At 65.2% G+C, this 19,442-nt stretch carries 13 protein-coding genes; 8 read left to right on the forward strand and 5 right to left on the reverse strand.

The window, feature by feature from the left end; translation table 11 throughout:
- The 3 genes from B2R83_RS00005 to B2R83_RS00015 all read right to left on the reverse strand — a co-directional run.
- Positions 1-881: TolC family protein (locus tag B2R83_RS00005; RefSeq protein ID WP_292037585.1), on the reverse strand; the 881-nt coding region annotated here is incomplete at its 3' end.
- A complete protein-coding gene (locus B2R83_RS00010) occupies positions 878-1,963 on the reverse strand; it encodes an HlyD family secretion protein (RefSeq protein WP_036212373.1) in 1,086 nt (361 codons plus the stop codon). The genes B2R83_RS00005 and B2R83_RS00010, both read right to left, overlap by 4 nt.
- Position 1,964: 1 nt before the next feature.
- Complete coding sequence (locus B2R83_RS00015) at positions 1,965-3,635, reverse strand: MFS transporter (RefSeq protein ID WP_292037588.1); 1,671 nt, start codon at positions 3,633-3,635, stop codon at positions 1,965-1,967.
- A gap of 258 nt (positions 3,636-3,893) precedes the next feature.
- Here B2R83_RS00015 and B2R83_RS00020 point away from each other — a divergent pair, with 258 nt between their 5' ends.
- From B2R83_RS00020 to B2R83_RS00045, 6 genes are all read left to right on the forward strand, one after another.
- Positions 3,894-5,153 carry a dienelactone hydrolase family protein gene (locus tag B2R83_RS00020; protein WP_292037590.1) on the forward strand — a complete coding sequence of 420 codons (1,260 nt, stop codon included), beginning with the start codon at positions 3,894-3,896 and terminating at the stop codon, positions 5,151-5,153.
- Between the two features lie 144 nt (positions 5,154-5,297).
- On the forward strand, positions 5,298-6,482 hold the full coding sequence (locus B2R83_RS00025) for an esterase/lipase family protein (RefSeq protein ID WP_292037591.1): 1,185 nt from the start codon (positions 5,298-5,300) through the stop codon (positions 6,480-6,482).
- A gap of 78 nt (positions 6,483-6,560) precedes the next feature.
- Positions 6,561-9,338 carry a type VI secretion system Vgr family protein gene (locus tag B2R83_RS00030; RefSeq protein ID WP_292037593.1) on the forward strand — a complete coding sequence of 926 codons (2,778 nt, stop codon included), beginning with the start codon at positions 6,561-6,563 and terminating at the stop codon, positions 9,336-9,338.
- 1 nt (position 9,339) lies between these two features.
- Positions 9,340-10,173: a DUF4123 domain-containing protein gene (locus B2R83_RS00035; protein WP_292037594.1), complete on the forward strand. Its 834-nt coding sequence runs from the start codon at positions 9,340-9,342 to the stop codon at positions 10,171-10,173.
- The gene (locus B2R83_RS00040; protein ID WP_292037595.1) at positions 10,157-10,903 is read left to right on the forward strand and encodes a DUF3304 domain-containing protein; all 747 of its coding nucleotides are present in this window, start codon (positions 10,157-10,159) and stop codon (positions 10,901-10,903) included. The genes B2R83_RS00035 and B2R83_RS00040 overlap by 17 nt, the downstream gene beginning before the upstream one ends.
- Entirely contained in the window at positions 10,900-12,894 is a 1,995-nt protein-coding gene (locus tag B2R83_RS00045; RefSeq protein WP_292037596.1) for a T6SS phospholipase effector Tle1-like catalytic domain-containing protein, read from the forward strand. Before B2R83_RS00040 ends, B2R83_RS00045 begins: the two co-directional genes overlap by 4 nt.
- A 78-nt stretch (positions 12,895-12,972) precedes the next feature.
- Here B2R83_RS00045 and B2R83_RS00050 read toward each other — a convergent pair whose 3' ends face one another.
- On the reverse strand, positions 12,973-14,880 hold the full coding sequence (locus tag B2R83_RS00050; protein ID WP_292037597.1) for a hybrid sensor histidine kinase/response regulator: 1,908 nt from the start codon (positions 14,878-14,880) through the stop codon (positions 12,973-12,975).
- A 195-nt stretch (positions 14,881-15,075) separates the two neighbouring features.
- On the opposite strand from B2R83_RS00050, the gene B2R83_RS00055 reads away from it, so the two are divergent.
- Entirely contained in the window at positions 15,076-17,358 is a 2,283-nt protein-coding gene (locus B2R83_RS00055; protein ID WP_292037598.1) for an ATP-binding protein, read from the forward strand.
- Complete coding sequence (locus B2R83_RS00060; protein ID WP_036212382.1) at positions 17,327-17,782, forward strand: response regulator; 456 nt, start codon at positions 17,327-17,329, stop codon at positions 17,780-17,782. Before B2R83_RS00055 ends, B2R83_RS00060 begins: the two co-directional genes overlap by 32 nt.
- Here B2R83_RS00060 and B2R83_RS00065 read toward each other — a convergent pair.
- A complete protein-coding gene (locus tag B2R83_RS00065) occupies positions 17,764-19,422 on the reverse strand; it encodes a response regulator (protein ID WP_292037599.1) in 1,659 nt (552 codons plus the stop codon). The genes B2R83_RS00060 and B2R83_RS00065 overlap by 19 nt on opposite strands.
- Between the last annotated feature and the right edge of the window lie 20 nt (positions 19,423-19,442).

A 19,442-nucleotide genomic window follows, 5' to 3' on the forward strand; every position in this document is an offset into this window, starting at 1 on the left:
GCCGCCAGGCTGGCGTCGGCGGCGGCTACCGCGCGCTCGGCCTGGGCGATGTCGGGCCGGCGCCGCAGCAGCTCGGACGGCAGGCCGGGCGCCGGCAGGGGCATGCGCAGGGCAAGCAGCGGCACGCCCCGTGCCACCGGCCCGGGGCTGCCGCCTGCCAGCAGGTTCAGCGCCTGTTCCTGCTGCGCGATCGCGCGTTCCAGCTGCGGCACCACGCCGGCGGTGGCGTGCAGCTCGGCCTCGGCCTGCGACATCTCCAGGCGCGAGCTGTAGCCGACTTCGAACTGGTGCCGCGCCAGCGCGAACGAACGCTCGCGCGAGGCCAGTGTCTGCCGTGCCAACGCCAGCTGGGCATCCAGTCCTAGCAAATTGAGGTAGCCGGAAGCGGTATTCGCGGCCACCGACAGGGCGGCCGCTTCCAAGGCCGCTTCCTGCGACAGGGCGTCGAAGCGCGCCGCTTGCGTGGTACTGGCCAGGCGCCCGAACAGGTCGAGTTCATAGGCCGCCTGCACGGCCCCTACAAGAGAAGTGACTTCCACCGGCTGCCCCAGCGGCCCGATGGCGCGCGCACGCGTCGGCGCAAACGAGAAGTTCAGGGACGGCTGCTGCGCGCTGCCGGCAATGCGCACGCGCGCCGCATATTCCTGCAGGCGCGCGCGGGCGATGCGCAGGTCGCCGTTGTTGTCGAGGGCGCGCCGCACCAGCATGTCCAGTTGCGGGTCGCCGAAATGCTTCCACCAGTCGCGCGTGACCGCTGCGTCAGCGGCGGGCGCGGTGCGCCAGGCAACCGGCACCTGCAGGGTCGGCGCGGGCGCCGGCTGCGGCGCCATCGCACAGCCGGCCAGCACCAGCGGCGCCACGAGCAAGGCCGCCCTCTTCATCGCGCTTCCTTGTTCGCCTGGGCGGTGTCGATCGTCGCCACCACCGACATGCCGGGCCGCAGGCGCTGCGCCAGCGGCTGGTTCGGGTCGATGCTGATCCGAACCGGGATGCGCTGCGCGATCTTGACGAAGTTGCCGGTCGCATTGTCCGGCGTGATCACCGAGAACTCCGAGCCGGTCGCCGGGGATATCCGCTCCACGTGGCCACGTAAGGTTGCGTTGTTGAGCGCGTCCACCGTGAAACTCACCGGCTGGCCCAGGCGCACATTGGCCATCTGCGTTTCCTTCATGTTGGCGATGATCCAGAGCGTGTTCGGCACCAGGGCGGTGAGCTGGGCGCCGGCGTTGACGAACGCGCCCTGGCGCACCGTCACCTGCCCCAGCTGGCCGTCGCGCGGCGCCAGGATGTGGGTATTGGACAGGTCGATCTCGGCCAGCCGCACCGCGGCTTCGGCATTGGCCACCGCGGCCTCCAGGGAAGCGCGGCTCACGCCGACCGAACGCAGGTTCTGGCGCGCGATCTCGAGCGCCGCCCTGGCCTGGTCGCGCGCAGCCACCGCCTGGGCGCGGGTGGCGCGTGCGGCATCGCGCTCGCGCGCCGACAGCGAACCGTCGGCCGCCAGCTCCTCCACCCGGCGCAGGTCGGCCTCGGCGCGGCGCGCCTGTGCCTCGCTCGATGCCAGCGTCGCCTGGTTCTGCGCGATCGTCGCCTGCGCGCTGCGATTGCTCTGCGCGTAATTCTCGAGCGCGGCGCGGCGGGTGGCCAGTTCGGCGCGCGCCTGTTCCAGCCGCTGGGTCGGGATGCGGTCGTCGATGCGCATCAGGAGTTCGCCCTTGCGCACCGGCTGGAAGTCCTGCACCAGCACCTCCACCACGTAGCCGCTCAGCTGCGGGCTGATGATGGTCACCTGCCCGCGTACCAGTGCGTTCTCGGTGCTTTGCAGCGTGGTGCGGAAAGGCGGCAGCTGCCAGGCATAGAGCACGATCAGCACGCCGGCCAGGGCGATGGCGGCGAAGGCGAGTGCGCTCAGCAGGATGCGGCGCGAACGTTTGTTGACGGGGCTTGTCGATGGTTCGGGCATATCAGTCTGTTACCGGTTCGGGTGGCGGCGGCGCCCCGGGCGGCCGCACTGCCGGCACGGGTTTCGGGGCGGGGAAATAATGCAGCCAGACCGCGTGCACGAAGATCCACACGGCGGCCGTGGCGGCCAGGATGGAAAGGACGAGGAACACGTCGTTGTAGGCCAGGATGTTGGCTTCGCGCGTGGCGCTGGCCGCCAGCGAGGCGACGCCCTGGCGGGTGCGCGCGGCCGGGTCGGCCACCAGCTGGCCGACGGCGGCGGCGCCTGACTGGATGCGGCCGGCCACCAGCGGGTCGAGGCTGCTGAGGTGTTCGGCGATGATCGAGGAATGGTATTTCTCGCGCAGCACCTGGAAGGTGCCGACGATGGCGGAACCGAGCAGGCCGCCCAGGTTCTGCGTGAGGCCGAACAGCACCGAGAAGCTGATCAGGTTGGCCGGATTGGCGATCACGGTGCCGATCAGGGAGATCACCAGCGGTCCGAGGAAGAGCGTCCCGCCGAAGGCGAGCAGGCTCTGGCTCAGGTACATCTGTTCCGGGCGGGTCTGGTTGGTGGCGTGGGCATCCAGCCAGGCGCCCAGCGCCATGATCAGGAGCGAAATCACCTGCGGCGCCATCAGGTGCTGCACGTTGATGGTCAGCGCCGAGACCACCACGCCGGCGATGGTCGCGCACAGCACGATGGCGAACAGGGTCTGCAGCTGGTCGTTGTCCAGGCCCACCAGGCGCAGGAAGCCGACCGCGCCGACGCTCTGCTCGGACAGCACGATGCGCACCAGGATCATCGACAGCGCCAGGCGCAGGATGTTCGCATTGGTGAAGAAGCGGATGTTCAGCAAGGGGTTGGCGCGGTTGTGCTCCACGCAGATCGCCGCCGCCAGCAGGACGATCGAGACCGCCAGCGCAACGCCGATCCAGGGCGCTTCGAACCACCAGCGCACCCGGCCGAAGCTCACCGCCGCGCACAGCAGCGCCATGCCGGGCGCGAACAGCGCGAAGGTGACGAAGTCCATCGGGCGGAAGGCCTGGAAGCGGTCGCCCGGGGGCAGCTTGAGCATCAGCACCGCGCCGAGCGAGACGATGGCCAGGCCCAGCTCGAACATGTACAGGCCGCGCCACTCGGCGATCTGCAGCAGGTCGTTGGAGAAGAGGTAGGCCAGCGGCAGCGCCAGCTGGGCGCAGCCGAGCGCCAGCGCCACGCCGCGCAGGCGCCACTCCTTCTTGAATGCCTGCAGCACGTAGTACAGGCCGAGCGGCGACACCGCCGCCGCCAGCATGCCGTGGGCGGCGCGCACCGCGATGGCCGAGCCGAGGTCATTGACGAACAGGTGGGCGAAGGTCACCAGCGCGTACAACACCAGGAAGAATTCGGTGAACAGGCGTAGCCCGAACTGCTGGCGGAACTTCACCAGCAGCAGGTTCATGGACGCATTGGCCATCACGAAGACGGCCGGCAGCCAGGCGGTCTCGGTGGAATAGGCGCCCAGCGTGCCCTGCAGGTTGACCAGGTTGACGGCCACCAGCGCATTGCCGAGGCCGCCCGTGATGGTGATCAGGATGCCGACGAAGAGGTAGGCGAAACGCAGCGGTGTCGGATGGGCGGGCGTGGACGGAGAGCCGGGGAGCATCGGCTTCTCGTCGGGCGCCCACTCGCGCGGCGCGTACTTGCTCATCCGATCATTCCTCTACCTTTCGTTGCCAGGTTTGCATGATAACCGTTCACGAAAAACCACGTCGGACGGTGGCTGGGGCGTGAGCGGCGCAATAAAGATAAGGAACACGTGATCACTTTGTTACGGCACAAAAATTTACCTTCGGAATTGCCAGATTGAGTATTGCCCTGCCTTTTCTACGTACCTAGAATCAATTTATGCCATGCGGAAATTCTTCCGTGTTTGTTTCACCCGGTACGCAGTCGAGACAGAGTCACCATGGTTCCACGCTTCACGCTCCGCAACATCCTGGCAGCCGCCCTGGCTGCCGCCGCACTGACCCCAGGGATCGCCGTGCAGCAGGAGTTGCAACTTGATCACCGCATGAACGAGCACATCGAGCAGGTGCCTGCCGGCCCGCAGGGCCGCGCCATGCTCGAGACCACCGTGTTCCAGCCGAACGGCCCGGGCCCCTTCCCGCTCATCATCATCAACCACGGCAAGGATCCGGGCCGCCCGAACCTGCAGCCGCGCGACCGCTTCTATCACATGGCTTCCGCCTTCGTGAAGCGCGGCTACGCCGTGATGGTGCCGATGCGCCAGGGTTTCGCCAATTCGACCGGCCGCTACCGCGACTTCGGCTGCGACATGACCGCCAACGGCTATGCCCAGGCGGAAGACATTGCCGCCACCCTCGCCTACGCGCGCCAGCAGAAATGGATCGACGCCAACCGCATCGTGATCGCCGGCCAGTCCTATGGCGGCCTGGCGACCATCGCCCTCGGCACCAAGGAGCTGCCGGGCGTGCGCGGCCTGATCAACTTCGCCGGCGGCCTGCGCGACGACAGCGACCGCTGCGCCTGGCGCTCGGCGCTGGTGACCGCCTTCTCAGAATACGGCGCCAAGACGAAACTGCCGACCCTGTGGATGTATGGCCAGAACGACTCGCTGTTCGGCCCCGAGCTGGCGCAGCGCATGCACGCGGCGTTCGAACAGGCCGGCGGCCGCGGCCGCCTGGTCGAGTTCCCGGCCTTCAAGCGCGATTCGCACGGCATGCTGGCCAGCCGCGACGGCGAAAAGGTATGGCTGGACGACACCATGCGCTTCCTGGCACAGGTCGGCATGCCGACCAAGGTGATCCACGACGTGCCGCCGCCGCCGAGCCCGGCGCGTACCGACTATGCCCAGGTCGACGATGTCGAGGCCGTGCCCTTCCTGTCCGAGAACGGCCGCCGCGCCTACCAGGAATACCTGAGCAAGATGACGCCGCGCGCCTTCGCGGTGTCGCCGAGCGGCGCCTGGACCTGGGCCGAGGAAGGCGAAGACCCGGACGGCCGCGCACTGGCCATCTGCACCGCCAAGAGCAAGGAACCGTGCCGCCTGTACTCGGTGGACGACTACGTGGTCTGGACCGGCGACCTCGACCAGGCAGAGAAGACCTCGGTCACGGCGTCGGTGATCGATGTGCCGAAGCCGGCGGTGGATCCGACTGCGTCGGCGCCGACGACGTCGATCGGCTCCAACAAGGCCACCAACTAGCTTGTCGCGGGCTGGGCGGCTGTCAAGCCTGCGACGCACTGTTTCTGTGCGTAAAATCTAACAGCCGCCAAGAGTCCGACCCAGCGCAAACCGCGCCCCGCCCGCAGCTCCGACAATGGCCCTGACGTCATTTCGGAGAATTGCATGTTTCGCATCATCCACGCCCTGCTGGCGCTGGCCGCGCTGTGCGCCAGCGCCCCGGCCAGCGCCGCGAACAACCACCCCGTGATCCTGGTCCACGGCTTCCTCGGCTTCGGCCCGGACACCTTCGAACACAGCGGTTTCAACTACTGGGGCGGCTACGGCGACATCGCCTCCCACATGCAGGTCTACCGCGGCCCGCGCACGGTGTTCGCGGCCGTGGTCGGCCCGATCAGCTCCAACTGGGACCGCGCGGCCGACCTGTACGCCCAGATCAAGGGCGGCTGCGTCGACTACGGCGCCGCGCACGTGCGCAAGTACGGCCTGCCGGGCCAGCAGCAGAAACCTGCCGGCAAGTGCTGGGCCGCCGATCCGAAGAACAACCCGGAGGCTTACCCGCTCGCGCTCTACCCGGCCTGGGATGCGGAGCATCCGGTCCACCTGATCGGCCACAGCCAGGGCGGCACGACCATCCGCGCCCTGATCGAACTGCTGGAACACGGCTCGCCAGACGACGAAGGCGGCCACGAGCTGTTCAAGGGCGGCAAGGTGGGCTGGATACGCAGCGTCACCACCATCTCGACGCCCCACAACGGCACCACTTTCGCCGACGCCGTGCTGAACGTGGTGCCGCCGCTGCAGTCACCGCTCGGCGACCTGCTCAAGCACCGCTGGGCGAACTGGGAGCTGTCGCCGGACGGTGCGCGCGAATTCAACTTGTGGGCGCGCACCTCGCCACACATCTATTACTACTCGGTGGGCACGCAGGCGACCGAAGCCGGCAGCTGGTGCTGCAACGAGACCGACCGCGTGATCGCGCCGATCCAGACGACGCTCTACCAGTACCCGCGGCTCGACATGATCCCGGCCTTCAAGGCCATGGCGGGAGAATGGATCGTGCCCTCGCTGCTCCAGAACGGCCTGGGCGGCTATACCCAGACAGGCGCCGGGCGGGTAGCGATCGACAGCGAGTGGTTTCCCAACGACGGGGTGGTGAACACGGCCAGCATGCGGGCGCCGACGGGGCATCCGGTGCGGAACTACGACGGCAAGTCGGTCAAGGGGACCTGGAACTTCCTCGGCACCTACAAGGGGTATGACCACTTCGACATCCTGAACTGGCCGAATCCGGGGCCGTCGGCAAATCCGGTGTATGAGCGGATCAGCGACATCATCTTCAGCTTGTAAGATGACTTGACGCAATAGCCTTCGCCTAAGTCGAACGTATCGTGGCTGACGTTTCATTTGAAAAATGGAGCGTCTGCCATGAGCAGCGACTTGACCGATCAAATCACTGCTACGCTTGCGGAGTTCTCGAGCGCGACCAGGCTGTTCGAGTTCAAAATCGGTGACGCCCCGTGTTCCACACTTCTTGTCGAGGCTTTCGCTGCCGAGGACGCTTTGCTCGACATTCCGGTATGCGACGTCGTTGCGCTATCCACCGACGCCTATCTGGAAGCGGAGCCCCTGCTGGGCCAACCGGCCTCGCTGCAAATTACCCTCGCGGACGGAGAACAGGAAAGCATCGGCGGCGAAATCTGCGCCGTATCCGTTCTTGGCAGCGATGGCGGGCTGGCACGATACCGACTCCGTATCTCTCCCTGGATATGGCGGCTAGAACATGTTCGTAACAGTCGTGTGTGGCAGGACAAGACGATCGTGGAGATTGTCGATGAGGTATTCGCCTCCTACCGGCCCGTAGCGCGCTGGCGCTGGAGCGCCAATACCGCGTCGTATATGGCTACTGTGCCGTCACGCAGCTACTGCTGCCAATACCGCGAACGGGACCTCGATTTCGTGCGCCGACTCCTGGCCGAAGAAGGCCTTGGCTGGCGAACCGAGCAAACGGAAGACGGTCCTTGCCTGGTGTTGTTCGCGGACAGTACCTCGCTCGATGCAGTGCCGGATCACCGAAGCTGCCGCGATGGCACCGGCGTCCGCTATCACAACGCAAGTTCTGTAGAAGAGCACGATACCGTGCAGGTGCTGGTGGAACACAAGCGCCTGCACGCCTCGCTGACGACCCTGCAAAGCGCTGACTACAAGGCCAAGCAACTGGTCGGCGCGGCGTCTCTTTCCGTCACGAAGGCCAAATCGCTGCCGGAACTCGAATCCTACGACGCTCCCGGGCAGTACGCATTCACCGACGCGGCGTCGGCGCGGCGCCATGCCGATCTGCAGATGCAAGCTGCCGAAGCAAGGGGGCAACTGTGGCAAGGGCGCTCCACCGTTCGTACCATGCGCGCGGGAACGCGGCTGACCGTCACCGGCATGCCACTGGGGCGGCTCGGCGATGCTGCCGCGTTCACCATCCATCACGTCACGAGCATTGGCGTGAACAACATGCCGCCGCCGGCGCAGCTCGCCCTTGCCGAACTGTTCGGCCCGCTTCCAGAACTGCTGGCAGAGGCTGTCCGCGCCCGGCAGGACGGCCTGGCCCAGGTCATCGAGCAGGCCCAGAAAACCGGCTATGCCAACTGCTTCGCTGCAATTCCCGCAGGGGTTCCATGGCGCCCGCAGCTGCACCAGGGAGAGGACCGCATCAAGGCCAGGCCGACCGCACATGGCGCACAAACTGCGATTGTCATCGGCGCCGATGGCAACGACCGCCCAGACAAGGCTGACGACGCTTACTGCGATCGTCTGGGACGCATTCGCATCCGTTTCCATTGGCAGGACAGCGGACATGCGAGCTGCTGGGTACGGGTAGCGCAGCGCCTGGCTGGTAGCGGCATGGGGTGCCAGTTCCTTCCCCGGGTCGGACAGGAAGTGCTGGTGCAATTCCTTGAAAATGATATCGATCGGCCGGTCGTGATTGGGGCACTGTACAACGGCCGGGGTGAAGGCGGCATTGCGCCCACGCCGGGCGGCCGGACTGGTGCGCCGGACGATCGGGAATGCTTCGGGCGTGCGCACGACCATGCGTACTCGGCACAAGCCAACCTCGCTGGCGGCAACAGCCCGGCCTGGCATGGTGCGTCGAGCGACACCGACGGCCACCGCAACGGGGCTGCCCAATGGGGCCTGCGCACGGCCGGGATTGGCGAGAGTGGCTATAACCAGCTGCTGATCGACGACAGCGATGGGCAAGGCCGCGCCCAGCTCAGGACCACCCAGTCGGCGACCGAGCTGAATCTTGGACATCTACTCCACGCCGCCGACAATTACCGTGGCAGCTCGCGAGGGCGCGGCGCCGAACTGCGTTCCGACAGGTATGGCGCGGCGCGCGGCGGATCGGGGCTGCTGGTATCGAGCTGGCAGCTCAGGCACGATGCAGCCTCGCACGATGTCGCCGGTGAGAATGCGACTGGCGCCAGCCTGATCCGCCAGGCAGCTGCCACGGCTGGCACGCTGCACCCCGCAGCGACGCTCCATCAGACCGTGGGACTGGCGGCTCACGCCGGCAGCGTCAAGGCCAACGCAAGCGTCCTGGACGGCAAGTGCGGACCAGTCAAGGCGATGTCGAATGCCGTGTCGGCGCCGCAGACCGAGAACGGCGCTGCCCTCGTTACGGTATCCGCCAAGGACGTCTTCGGCGCCAGCGCCGGGCAAAGCCTGCAGCTGGCGAACGGCGAGACCGTCACCTTGGTAAGCGTACAGGACACTCAGCTGGCCGGCGGCGCAGGGCTTCGGCTGCACACCGGCCAGGTCATCGGCGCGCTGGCAGGCGCCACCGGCTCCGGCGCGGGCAGCGCCGGCCTGCAACTGATCGCCGCCCAGGACGAGATCGGCCTGCAGGCGCAGGCGGACACGCTCGCCGTACAGGCACGCGACGACGTGAAGCTGGTCAGCGCCAGCGCGCATATCGACTGGGCCGCCGCGCAAGGAATCGTGCTGTCGACCGCCGGCGGCGCCAGCCTGACGATCGATGGCGGGAACATCAGTGTGCAATGCCCCGGCAAACTCAGCGTCCATGCGAACAAGAAAAGCCTGACCGACCCGCAGCAACTGGGGTATCCAATGCCTGCCCTACCCCGCAGCGTGTGCGTCGAATGCCTCAAGCGCGCCCTTGCAGTGGGTGCGGCCTTTTCCATGGTGGAGTGAGATGCTGACTGATCCATTTGCCGAAGACTGGCTGGACATGCTGCGCCAGCGCTTTCACGACCGTCCAGCTGCTCACGCACTGCATGTGCTGATCGATGGCGCCTTCGTACCGGGCCTGCACCGGCGTATTGGCGTCGACCGCAAGGCGCTTCTGTTCGAGGGCCTGCCGGCGAGTGGGCCGAGCACGCTGGACGTGTCGCCCTTCATTGTTCCTTTCGATCCCGAAGACCGTGCGCTCAGGGCCGTGCTGCGCAAGTGCCAGGGCTGGCCCATGGTCAGCGCGATCGAATCGCCGGAACCATGGCCGGACCTGGCGGCACGGCTGGCGGCATGGTGCATCGTCGAAGTGGACGGCCAGCGTTTCAATTTCCGTTTCGCCGATACCCGGCGCCTTCCCGTCATCGTGAAGACGCTCGAGCGCGCGCAGCGCGGGCAGTTCACCGGGTCTGCCGTGAGCTGGAGCTACATCGGAAGAGACGGCAACTGGAAGACGCTTGCGCTCGAAGGATCGGGCGAGCCCATCGCTACCGCTCCGCGACTCGACGATGCCCGGTTCGCGCCGCTGGTGGAAGACAGCCGCGTCGACGAGGTGCTGGCGCGGCTCGCCGACCACCCCCATCGTGGTGCGTACCGCCCGTCGCAGGCCCATGCACTGGTTTCCTCCGCACTTGCGCCGGCTCTCGAAGCCGGCTTAGGCGACGGTGATATCGTCGGCTGGTGTGGCTGGCTGCTGGCGCACGGCAAACGGGACGATGAACCGGACATCGCGCGATTGTTCACGGCGTGGAAGGCACACGCGCTCTTGATGGAGGCGGCTGATGCAACTGAAACATAAGATTCTCGTTGGCGTACTGAGTGTTGCAGGCGTGGTTGGCGTCGCTCTCTCGCAATACCGGAGCTCGCATGCAAGCGTTAGTCTGCACGGTGTGAACTACAGCGACCGCGAATTCAGCTATTTCATTTCCGATCCCGAGAACCCGCAAAAAACTATCGGGGGCGAACATATTGCCCCTTTCGCAGGCGGTGGTACAACCTGCTGTGCCGTGCTCCCATGGAAGTGGAAACCGGGCACCAAAGTACGACTCACGACGACTCACTGGCTGAAGAAGCTGCCTGACGGGAGCCTGCCTGAGGTGACCGAAGAACACGAGGTCGAAGTGCCAGAGTATGCCGAGGCTGGTGAGCTTTGGGTCATCAGAAATGGTGAAGGAAAGATCAGCGTAGTTTCCAGCAATGTTCAGCCGGATCATCTTGCTTGGCCCGGCGAGATAAAAGGTTGGCCGGTCCCATCTGTTCAGTACCAGCGTGAAAGATGGGAGATCTATCGCGACGTCGAGAGATCCTATGTTGATGCTTTCGAATCCTTGTTAAAAGAGCTGGAGCAAGATCCAGACAATCATGTAATAAAGATGTGGAAACACGACACTGAATACAGCTCCTCGGAAATAACAGGATTTACAGGCCCTAATGATCCGCGTTATATCAGACACCTGAAGAAAACCTACATTGAAGGGCTCGAGCGAAGCAGAAGCGATCTTGAAGAAATCATGAAAGCCAAACCATGAATGCATTTCTTTCTACACGAGTCGGCCCTGAATTTGAAAAATCCTCCATACCCGACGCCTTTTTTGACAAGGCACAAAAAATGGAACTTAAACAGTTTAGCAATAGGGAAACCGTACCAATTTGCTCACCAAGATCCTCATGCGAAACTAACTTATTCTTCGGCTTCTTCTTCGACGGCACAGGCAACAACTACACCGCCGCCGAAAAAACAAAAGACCATTCGAACATCGCCCGCCTGTACGACTGCTTCCCGGGAATGAGCGTTCCTGGCGTGCTCCCAAAGTCCACCGACTGGGAATACAAGCCCACGGAGCACAAGCACTTCTTCAGGGTCTACGTGCCTGGCGTCGGTACGGAATTCCCGCAAGTGAAGGACAACGGAACCGGCACCGACAAGACTTTTGGCGGCGGCACCGGTCTCTGGGGCGAGCGCCGCATCATCTGGGCGCTTGCTCAGGCCATCAATAATGTTCATCGCTTTTTTGTCGGCTCTGTCTTGATCTCGCCTGCAGAGATGAACAACTTATTCGAAACGCTGTCGCTCACGAAAAGCACGCGTAGCGTTGTTGAGGGAAGATTTGATCCCGATGCCGGCGCGGACATCTCGACTACTGGCACGCAGACGAAATACATCCTGAGCGGGGTGCTCTCCCGCCTGCACAAGGCCGTCTCCGCGCACTGGATCGACCAGAGAACCGGCAAACCTGCGAAGAAAGAGCCCGGCGTCGTCAAGACAATCTACATTTCCATCTTTGGCTTCTCGCGTGGCGCAACCATGGCACGGGCCTACACCAACTGGCTACACGCGCTGTGCCTGCTCGACGCCCAACTCTGCGGTGCGAAGCGAATGTCGCTTGGCGGCTTCCCAGTGGTGTTCGACTTTCTTGGCATTTTCGATACGGTCGCCTCGGTCGGCGTGGGCAACACGGTATCCGGTCGCAACGGCCATGGCGCCTGGGCCGATGCGGAAGACAGCCTCCGCATCCCCTCCGGAATGAACTGCCTCCACTTGGTCGCCGCACACGAACTCAGGCGCAGCTTTCCCCTGGATTCGATTTCAGTGAATGGCACCGTTCCCGCCGGCTGCAAGGAAATCGTCGTTCCCGGCGTGCATTCCGACATCGGAGGTGGCTATTGCCCGCGCGAGCAGGGACGTGGCTCCGATCCGAACGGTGCGGACATGCTGTCGCGGATCCCCCTGATCATGATGTACAAGGAGGCTCGACTGAGCGGCGTACCACTAAAACTCGAACTGGCGACGGAAGCCACCAAGGCCAAGTTCGCAGTCAGCAGGGAGACGATCCAGGCCTTCAATGCCTATCTCGACACCTGCAAGGAAAAGCAGGGGCCCTTGCACCGCATCGTGCGCGAGCATATGCGCAAGCAGATCGAGTGGCGTGTCCACCGCAAGGTATCAGGAAAAGCGCCGCTGCAAAACAGTCGTAGCTTCCTTCAGGCGTCCACGTATTACCAGAACGACCTGCACAGTGCAGCGCTGCAGTTCGACGACGAAATCAAGGCTTTCTTATCGTGGCTGCAATCCAAAGGCCCGCACTTTCGACCAGCCCCCCAGCAACCCGGCTTTGGGGACCAGCTTTATTCGGAATGGGAAGAAATTGCTACCTTCTGGCAAGCGCTCGCACATCCATGCGATGCGACGCTCGACCTGTTCGACAACTATGTCCATGACTCACGAGCTTCATTCAAGCTCAGCGGACCCGATACCGAGCAAAAGATGCATGACTATCTGCGTCGATGCGTCAAGGAGCGTGAAAAGGCATTCACCGTCATCAGCAAGGCAGATCACAGGTCACAGGTGACGCTTGAAGAACATCGCGCTGCTGAAGAGTATGCAAAAACAAACAAGATTCCGCGCTTTCGTGTCGGTGGTCATGAATCATGGGACGGGGCATTCGGCGTCATGTCGAGGGCGGGCTATCTCAGATACAGGAAAATCTATGCCGGAAGCGACACGTCCTTGATTTCTTGAACGATGACGCTGGAGACCATAGTCACCAGCGTCATCGGATAGACAAGCGCCGACGCTTCTGAGCAGAGCAGCGGGTATTCAGTGCACGCTGCGCAGCCCCCGCGCCAGATCCGACAGCCGGTAGGGCTTGCTCACGAAGGTGAAGTCTCCCAGCCGGTACTGGTCCAGCTTGAGCGCCGGCTGCGGATAGCCCGAAGCCAGCATCACCTTGATGCTCGGGTAGTTCTCGCGCGTGTACTCGGCCAGCTCGATGCCGTTGACGCCGTTCGGCATGACGATGTCGGTGAACAGGATGTCCACGTCGCGGGTGGCCAGCACGTTCATGGCTTCCTGGCCGCTGGCCGCGGTGGTGACCTCGTAGCCCATGCTCATGAACAGCGCCGAGGCCACGTCCAGCAGGTCCGGCTCGTCCTCGACGATCAAGACCGTTTCCGAGTCGGCGCGCGAGAGCTCGCCGTCCTGCGAAGTCACGGCCGGCAGGTAGATCGCGATCGTGGTGCCCTCGCCCAGCGTGCTCTGGATGACCACCTCGCCGCCCGACTGCTTGATGAAGCCGTACACCTGCGACAGGCCCAGGCCCGTGCCCTTGCCGGTCTCCTTGGTGGTGTAGAAGGGTTCGAAGGCGCGTTGCACCGTCTCGGGCGCCATGCCGGTGCCGGTGTCGGTCACCGAGGTGCACACGTAGGGTCCCGGCGCCAGCCCCGGGACCTCGCCTTCCTGCAGCGTCAGCTGGGCGGTGTCGAGCGTCAGCCGGCCGCCGTCGGGCATGGCGTCGCGCGCATTCACGACCAGGTTGAGCAGGGCCGATTCGAACCGGGCCGCGTCCACCACCGCGCTGCCGGCCTGGGGGTCGAGGTTGAATTCGAACTCGATGCCGGAATGCCCGGCGCGGCGCAGCACCGACTCGAAGCCGGAGATCAGGCGGTTGATGCTGCGCGTTTCCGGCTGCAGCGGCTGCTGGCGCGCAAAGGCGAGCAGCTGCTGGGTGAGCGTGGCGCCGCGGTCGATCGCGCGGCGCATGCTGTCCAGGGTCTTGGCGTCGCCGCCGCCCTGGCGGTTCATGCTCAGCACCTCGAGGCCGCTGGCCAGCACCGACAGCAGGTTGTTGAAGTCGTGCGCCACGCCGCCGGTGAGCTGGCCGATCGATTCCATCTTCTGCGACTGGAACAGGGCGAGCTGGGCCTGCTCCAGCGCTTCCTCGGTGCGCTTCTTCTCGGTGAGGTCGCGCGTGATCTTGGCGAAGCCCAGGATCTTGCCGTCGTCGTCGCGAATGGCGTCGATGATGACGTGGGCCCAGAAACGGGTGCCGTCCTTGCGCTGGCGCCAGCCTTCGGCCTCGTAGCGGCCCTCGCGCGCGGCGGTGCCGAGCGCGCGCTGCGGCATGCCGCCCGCGCGGTCTTCATCGGTGTAGAAGCGCGAGAAATGACTGCCGAGGATCTCCTCCAGGCTATAGCCCTTGATGCGTTCGGCACCGACGTTCCAGTTGGTCACCAGGCCTTCGGGCGAGAGCATGTAGATCGCATAGTCGGTGACGCCCTGCACCAGCAGGCGGAAGCGCTGCTCGCTCTCGCGCAGCGCGTCCTCGGCCAGCTTGCGCTGGGTGACGTCGCGGGTGATCTTGGCATAGCCCAGCAGGTTGCGCTCTTCGTCGTAGATCGGGTCGATGACGACGTGGGCCCAGAAACGGGTGCCGTCCTTGCGCACGCGCCAGCCTTCGGCCTCGTATTTACCGTGCTCCAGGGCCTGCGCCAGCGCGCGCGCCGGCAGGCCGTCCTCGCGGTCTTCCGGCGTGTAGAAGCGCGAGAAGTGCTCGCGCAGGATCTCGTGCGGCTGGTAGCCCTTGAAACGCTGCGCCCCGGCGTTCCAGCTGGCGATGTGGCCGGAGGGATCCAGCATGTAGATGGCGTAGTCGCTGATGCCGGCGATGAGGTACTGGAACCGTTGTTCCTCGGTCAGCGGCGGCTTGGACGGGTGGTGCGTGTTCATGACCGGGACCTTGCTATGTCTGGAGCGGCAAATATCCTATCATACCGATACTCAGCAATAGGATGCCACGCAATTGACCCGCATTCGCCTTGTATACGCAAGATCAATATTGGAAATTGCGCCACCCTCCGCGTGATCTGCCGGATTTGACGTTACAATACCGAGTTGTATCCTCAGCAGGCCTTCCGTTTGACAATGACCCAGGCACCTACCGACACCCTCGACCTCAGCCGCTGTGCGGACGAACCGATCCGCACGCCCGGCAGCATCCAGCCGCACGGCTTCATGCTGACGCTGTCGCCGGCAGCGCTCGTGGTGCAGCAAGCCAGTGCCAACCTCGAAAGCTGGATCGGCACCCCGGCCCAGGAAGCCATCGGCCGGCCGCTCGCCGAGGTCGTGGGCGAGACGGCCGCGGCGCGCATCGGCGCCGAGATCGAATCCAACGCGGCGGTGTCGCGACCAGCCTATATCGGCACGATCACGGCCGGCAACGGCGCCCATTTCGACGTCCTCGTCCATGCCTGGGACAGCCTGCTGATCCTCGAATTCGAAGGGGTCGAGCGCCGCCGCGCCGCCGACTTCCGCCACCTGTACCCCCTGATTGGCGACTTCCTCGTCAAGATCAACCAGCCGGCCTCGATTCCCGAGATGTCCGAACTGGCGGCGCGCCGGGTGCGCGAAGTGACCGGCTACGGCCGGGTCATGGTGTACCAGTTCGACACCGACGGCCACGGCCAGGTGCTGGCCGAATCGAAGGAAGACGGCTACGACTCCTACCTGGGGCAGCATTTCCCGGCCAGCGACGTGCCGGCCCAGGCGCGCGCCCTGTACACGCTGTCGCCGATCCGCGTGATCCAGGACGCCAACTACGTGCCGGCGCCGCTGGTGCCCGGCCTGAATCCGGCGACCGGGGCGCGCAACGACCTGTCCTTCGCCTCGCTGCGCAGCGTCTCGCCGGTGCACCTGCAGTACATGCGCAACATGGGCACGCTGGCCTCGATGTCGGTGTCGCTCATCGTCAAGGGCAAGCTGTGGGGCCTGATTTCCTGCCACAACGCCGAGCCCCGTCCGGTCTCGGTCGAGAAGCGCACCGCCTGCGAGCAGCTGGGCCAGATCCTGGCGCTGGTCATCGAGTCGCGCGAGGACGCGGCCGAACTGCAGTTCCGCCTCGACGTGCGCCGCATCATGGTCGAGATGCTGGGCCACCTGACCAAGGGCGCCGACTTCCTGGAAAACATGAGCGGCGTGTTCCCCGAACTGCTGCGCTTCGGGCGCGCCGGCGGGGTCGCCATCGTGGTGGACGACCGCGTGCTGACCTATGGCGACACCCCAAGCGAGCCGCAGATCCGCGCGCTGGCCGACTGGCTGTCCCTGCACGGGCACACCGAGGTGTTCCACACCGATCACCTGAAAGAGGTCTATCCTCCGGGTGAAGACATGGTGCGCAATGCCAGCGGCCTGCTGGCCCTGCCGATCTCGCGCATCCACCAGCATTACCTGCTGTGGTTCCGCCCGGAGGTGGTGCAGACCATCGAGTGGGCCGGCAACCCGCGCGGCAAGCAGGCCGCGCCCGACGACCCCACCCAGCTGACGCCGCGCCTGAGCTTCGACGCCTGGCGCGAGACCATCCACGGCCGCAGCCTGCCCTGGCATGGCGCCGAGATCGAGCTGACGGTCGAATTCCGCAGCGCCCTGCTGGGCATCGCGCTCGAGCGCGCCGAGCAGATGGCCGAACTGGCCGAGGAACTCGGGCGCGCCAACAAGGAACTGGAAGCCTTCTCGTATTCGGTCTCGCACGATCTGCGCGCGCCGCTGCGCCACATCGTCGGATTCTCCGACCTCCTGATCGAATCGGCCGGCGCCGAAGACCCGGAACGGCGCCAGCGCTTCCTGAAGAACATCAAGGAGTCGGCCCGCCTGGCCGGCAAGCTGGTGGACGACCTGCTGTCGTTCTCGCAGATGGGCCGCGCCGCCCTGCGCCCGACCACGGTGGACATGAACGACCTGGTGTCGGCCTGCATCGACAAGCTCGGCATGGAAATGCAGGGCCGCAACGTCGACTGGCACATCGAGCCGCTGCCGAAGATCTGGGCCGACCCGACCTTCCTGCACCTGGCGGTGACCAACCTGCTGTCGAACGCGGTGAAGTTCACCAGCCAGCGCGACCCGGCGGTCATCACCATCAGCTCCGAGGAAGACGCCGACTTCACCGTGTTCCACGTGGCCGACAACGGCGCCGGCTTCAACATGGAATACGTGCACAAGCTGTTCGGCGTGTTCCAGCGCCTGCACCGCATGGAAGACTTCCAGGGCACCGGCATCGGCCTGGCCAACGTGCGCCGCATCGTCGAGCGCCACAACGGCCGCGTCTGGGCCAACTCCGTACAGGGACAAGGCGCAACCTTCTCCTTCAGTATTCCGAAACACAATCCTACCGAGGCAGACAATGCTCAAGCCCATACTTCTCGTCGAAGATAATCCGCACGACCTGGAACTGACGCTGATCGCGCTGTCGAAGAGCCAACTGGCCAACGAGGTCGTGATTGTGCGCGACGGCGCGGAAGCGCTCGACTACCTCAACCGCCGCGGCGAGTTCAAGGAGCGTGCCATCGGCAACCCGGCCGTGATCCTGCTCGACCTGAAGCTGCCCAAGGTGGATGGCCTGGAAGTGCTGAAGGAAATCCGCGAAACCGAAACGCTCAAGAGCATCCCGGTCTGCATGCTGACCTCGTCGAAGGAAGAACAGGACGTGGTGCGCAGTTACGAGCTGGGCGTGAACGCCTACGTGGTCAAGCCGGTGGACTTTACCGAGTTCGTGCGCGCCATCGCCGACCTGGGCATCTTCTGGGCGGTCCTGAACGAACCGCCGCCGGGCTCGCGCCGCTACGTCAAGCCCAAGTGATTCTGCGCCGCCGGCTGCGGGGGTGACACGCCGGCCTTCTGGTCGCGCTTCGCGCGGCGCAGCAGGTGGCGGATGCGCGCGCTCAGCGCGTCCGGATGGTAGGGCTTCTGCAACAGGTGCACCGACGCGTCCAGCTTGCCCTCGTGCGCGAGCACGCCTTCCGCATAGCCCGAGGTGTACAGCACCTGCGCGTGCGGCAGGCGGCGGCGCACGATCTCGCCCAGCTGCAGGCTGCTGACCGGTCCCGGCATGATCACGTCGGTGAACACCAGGTCGATGTGGCGGCCGCTGTCGATGATCTCGAGCGCGCTTTGCGCGTCTTCCGCTTCCAGCACCTCGTAGCCCAGCGCCGACAGGATGCCGCAGGTCGAGCTGCGTACGTCAAGCTCGTCCTCGACCACCAGGATCGTCTCCAGCCCGCCCGCCAGCGGCGCGCTGTGCACGGGCTCGATGACCGCGGGCGCGGCGTCGCTGCGCGGCAGGTAGATGCGCACACTGGTGCCCCGCCCCACTTCGCTGCGCATCACCAGTTCGCCGCCCGACTGCTTCACGAAGCCATAGGCCATCGACAGGCCCAGGCCGGTGCCCTGCCCGGTCGGCTTGGTGGTGAAGAAGGGCTCGAAGGCGCGCAGCAGGATCTCCCGCGGCATGCCCTTGCCGGTGTCGGCCACCTCGATCATCATGAAACTGCCCTGCGGGACCTCGGGGGGACGCTCGTCGTCGGGAGCGACGTTGCAGGCGCGGATGGTCAGGGTGCCGCTGCCGGCCATGGCGTCGCGCGCATTGATGGCCAGGTTCAGCAGCACGTTGTTGAGCTGGTTCGGGTCGACCATGGTGCTGCCCAGGCCCGGCTCGATGTCGGTGACGACGCGCGCGCTCGGCCCCAGCACGCGGCGCATCATGTCGTCCATTTCGCGCAGCAGGTGGCCGGGATCGACCACCACCGATTGCAGCAGCTGGCGCCGCGCGAAGGCCAGCAGGTGCGCGGCCAGCTTGGCGCCGCGCTCGACTCCGCCCAGGGCCATGTCGACGCGGCTTCTCGCGTTGTCGTTCAGGTTGCCCACCAGCTTGAGCAGCTGCAGGTTGCCGCCGATGATCTGCAGGACGTTGTTGAAATCGTGGGCCACGCCGCCGGTGAGCTGGCCGATGGCTTCCATCTTCTGGGCCTGGTGCAGCGCCGACTGGCTGGCGGCCAGCTGTTCCTGGCTCACGCGCAGCGAGGCAAAGGCGGCATCGCGCTGGCGCCGCGCGATGCAGGCGCCGCTGTGGTAGCGCACGCGCGCCACCAGCTCGCGCGGGTCGGGCCACTTGACCATGTAGTCGTTGGCGCCCACGGCGAAGGCGCGCGCCTTGATCTCCGGGTCGTCTTCGGAAGACAGGACGATGACGGGAAGGTCTTCGGTATCGGGATGGGCGCGCAGGCTGGCGGTGACGTCGAAGCCGTCCAGGTCCGGCATGCGCAAGTCGACCAGCACGACCGTGGCACGCACCTCGCGCGCCACCTCGACCGCCCGCGCCGGACTCGACTCGTAGCACAAGGTGTGGCTGATACATCCCTGCAGTCCATGCGCAATGATGTCTTGCGCAAAAGGCTCATCATCGATGAGGAGAACGGAGCATTCGGGACGATCGTCAATCATTGCGGCGGGCTCGTTAATAC

The sequence above is a fragment of the Massilia sp. UBA6681 genome, from assembly GCF_002454935.1.
Taxonomy (GTDB): Bacteria; Pseudomonadota; Gammaproteobacteria; order Burkholderiales; family Burkholderiaceae_D; genus Telluria; species Telluria varians.

Excerpts from the sequence above, each read along its gene's own strand:
- B2R83_RS00010 (WP_036212373.1), bottom strand. The coding sequence starts at position 1,963 with ATGCCCGAACCATCGACAAGCCCCGTCAACAAACGTTCGCGCCGCATC.
- B2R83_RS00015 (WP_292037588.1), bottom strand. The coding sequence starts at position 3,635 with ATGAGCAAGTACGCGCCGCGCGAGTGGGCGCCCGACGAGAAGCCGATG.
- B2R83_RS00020 (WP_292037590.1), top strand. The coding sequence starts at position 3,894 with ATGGTTCCACGCTTCACGCTCCGCAACATCCTGGCAGCCGCCCTGGCT.
- B2R83_RS00025 (WP_292037591.1), top strand. The coding sequence starts at position 5,298 with ATGTTTCGCATCATCCACGCCCTGCTGGCGCTGGCCGCGCTGTGCGCC.
- B2R83_RS00030 (WP_292037593.1), top strand. The coding sequence starts at position 6,561 with ATGAGCAGCGACTTGACCGATCAAATCACTGCTACGCTTGCGGAGTTC.
- B2R83_RS00035 (WP_292037594.1), top strand. The coding sequence starts at position 9,340 with ATGCTGACTGATCCATTTGCCGAAGACTGGCTGGACATGCTGCGCCAG.
- B2R83_RS00040 (WP_292037595.1), top strand. The coding sequence starts at position 10,157 with ATGCAACTGAAACATAAGATTCTCGTTGGCGTACTGAGTGTTGCAGGC.
- B2R83_RS00045 (WP_292037596.1), top strand. The coding sequence starts at position 10,900 with ATGAATGCATTTCTTTCTACACGAGTCGGCCCTGAATTTGAAAAATCC.
- B2R83_RS00050 (WP_292037597.1), bottom strand. The coding sequence starts at position 14,880 with ATGAACACGCACCACCCGTCCAAGCCGCCGCTGACCGAGGAACAACGG.
- B2R83_RS00055 (WP_292037598.1), top strand. The coding sequence starts at position 15,076 with ATGACCCAGGCACCTACCGACACCCTCGACCTCAGCCGCTGTGCGGAC.
- B2R83_RS00060 (WP_036212382.1), top strand. The coding sequence starts at position 17,327 with ATGCTCAAGCCCATACTTCTCGTCGAAGATAATCCGCACGACCTGGAA.
- B2R83_RS00065 (WP_292037599.1), bottom strand. The coding sequence starts at position 19,422 with ATGATTGACGATCGTCCCGAATGCTCCGTTCTCCTCATCGATGATGAG.